A 2,490-nucleotide genomic window follows, 5' to 3' on the forward strand; every position below is an offset into this window, starting at 1 on the left:
ACGACCCCGGAACGACCCCCGGCACCAACCGCAACCACCCCGGTAAGCGACCACCGGTCGCACGGCGACCACGACCACGGCAACGGCAACCGCGACCCGACCCGCAACCCGCGCCGGACGGCGAGACCGCCGGACGAGGAACGTCAGCGGCGGCGGAGGTCGGCCACCCTGGCGCCCTGTTCCGTCGCCAGTACCGCGCTGCGCAGCTGCGGTACGCCCTGGCCGCCCCCCTGCGTGCGGCGCTGGGCCGGCAGGGGCATGTCGCGCCCGCGCCGGGCGGCGGTGCCCGGTGGTGCGCCGTCGGTCGGGGCTCCTCCCGGGCCGGGGCCGCCGCCGGTCGCGCCCGCGCCGGGCACGGTGATCTGTACGCCCTGGTCGGCCAGCGCCTGGAGTTCGGTGGCCGCGCGGTCGTCGCCGGCCGGCGGCTCGTCGGTGACGAGCCTGCTGATCAGGTCGGTCGGCACGGTCTGGAACATCGTGTCCGTACCGAGCTTGGTGTGGTCGGCCAGGACCACCACCTCGGCCGCCGACTGCACCAGCGCGCGGTCGACGCTCGCCGAGAGCATGTTGGAGGTGGACAGGCCGCGCTCGGCCGTCAGGCCGCTGCCCGACAGGAACGCGCGGCTGACGCGCAGGCCTTGGAGGGACTGCTCGGCCCCGCTGCCCACCAGCGCGTAGTTCGAGCCGCGCAGCGTGCCGCCCGTCATGACGACCTCGACGCGGTTGGCGTGCGCCAGTGCCTGGGCGACCAGCAGGGAGTTGGTGACGACGGTGAGTCCTGGGATACGCGCGAGCCTGCGGGCCAGCTCCTGCGTGGTGGTACCGGCGCCGACGACCACGGCTTCGCCTTCTTCGACGAGGCTCGCGGCGAGGTCGGCGATGGCCGTCTTCTCGGCCGTCGCGAGATGGGACTTTTGCGGAAAGCCGGATTCTCGCGTGAATCCGCCCGGCAATACCGCACCGCCGTGTCTGCGGTCGAGGAGTCCTTCGGCCTCCAGCGCGCGCACGTCCCGCCGTACGGTCACTTCGGAGGTCTGGACGACGCGGGCGAGCTCACGGAGCGACACGGCCCCGTTGGCGCGCACCATTTCGAGGATCAATTGGCGACGTTCTGCAGCGAACACGAAACTGACAGTAACCCCAACGACCGTCTGCTTTCAGCAGTTTGCGCCGATTTACAGAAGTTGCACACAGATCGGACCAGGCGGTGGTATACGCGTTCCGGGCCGTGAACTCAGACTTCTTCCACCGTCTTCCGCGTGTGCAACTGCCGTGCCACTTCCGCGATCGAACCCGAAAGCGACGGGTACACGGTGAAGGCGTTCGCGATCTGTTCGACGGTCAGATTGTTGTCGACAGCGATCGAGATGGGATGGATCAGCTCACTCGCACGGGGGGCGACGACGACCCCGCCGACCACGATCTCCGTACCCGGCCGGGCGAAGATCTTCACGAAGCCGTCCCTGATGCCCTGCATCTTGGCGCGCGGGTTGCGCAGCAGCGGCAGCTTGACGACCCTGGCGTCGATCCGGCCACTGTCGACGTCCGACTGGCTGTAACCGACGGTGGCGATCTCCGGGTCGGTGAAGACGTTCGACGAGACGGTCTTGAGGTTGAGCGGGGCGACCGCGTCACCGAGGAAGTGGTACATCGCGATCCGGCCCTGCATGGCGGCGACGGACGCCAGCGCGAAGATGCCGGTGACGTCACCCGCCGCGTACACGCCCGGCGCCGACGTGCGCGAGACCCGGTCGGTCTTGATGTGTCCCGACTCCTTGACCTTGACCCCCGCGCCGTCCAGGCCCATGTCGGCGGTGTTGGGAATCGCGCCGACCGCCATCAGACAGTGCGAGCCCGAGATGACCCGGCCGTCGGAGAGGGTGACCTCCACGCGGTCGCCGACGCGCTTGGCCGACTGCGCGCGGGAGCGGGACATCACGTTCATGCCGCGTCGCCGGAAGACGTCCTCCAGGACGGCCGCCGCGTCCGGGTCCTCGCCCGGCAGCACCCGGTCGCGCGAGGAGACGAGCGTGACGCGCGAGCCGAGCGCCTGGTAGGCACCGGCGAACTCGGCGCCGGTGACGCCCGAACCGACCACGATCAGCTCTTCGGGCAGCTCCTCCAGGTCGTACACCTGGGTCCAGTTGAGGATGCGCTCGCCGTCGGGCTGCGCGTCCACGATCTCCCGGGGGTGCGCGCCGGTCGCGATCAGCACCGCGTCGGCGGTCAGCGACTCCTCCGTACCCTCCGGGGACGTCACGATCACCTGCCGCGAGCCGTCCACCGCCTGCCGTCCGTCGAGCCTGCCCCGGCCGCGCAGCACCCGGGCGCCGGCCCGGGTCACGGAAGCGGTGATGTCGTGGGACTGGGCGAGCGCGAGGCGCTTCACCCGCCGGTTGACCTTGCCGAGGTCGACGCCGACGACCCGGGCCGCCTGCTCGAGAGGCGGTGTGTCGTCGGCCACGATGATGCCCAGCTCCTCGTACGAGG

At 70.8% G+C, this 2,490-nt stretch carries 2 protein-coding genes; both read right to left on the reverse strand.

Features of this window, described 5'->3' with window-relative positions; genetic code table 11:
• Positions 1–143: 143 nt before the first annotated feature.
• On the reverse strand, positions 144–1,124 hold the full coding sequence (locus HY68_RS05890; RefSeq protein WP_078863448.1) for a DeoR/GlpR family DNA-binding transcription regulator: 981 nt from the start codon (positions 1,122–1,124) through the stop codon (positions 144–146).
• A gap of 110 nt (positions 1,125–1,234) precedes the next feature.
• Positions 1,235–2,490: NAD(P)H-quinone dehydrogenase (locus tag HY68_RS05895; RefSeq protein WP_041985222.1), on the reverse strand; the 1,256-nt coding region annotated here is incomplete at its 5' end.

The sequence above is a fragment of the Streptomyces sp. AcH 505 genome, assembly GCF_000818175.1.
Taxonomy (GTDB): Bacteria; Actinomycetota; Actinomycetes; order Streptomycetales; family Streptomycetaceae; genus Streptomyces.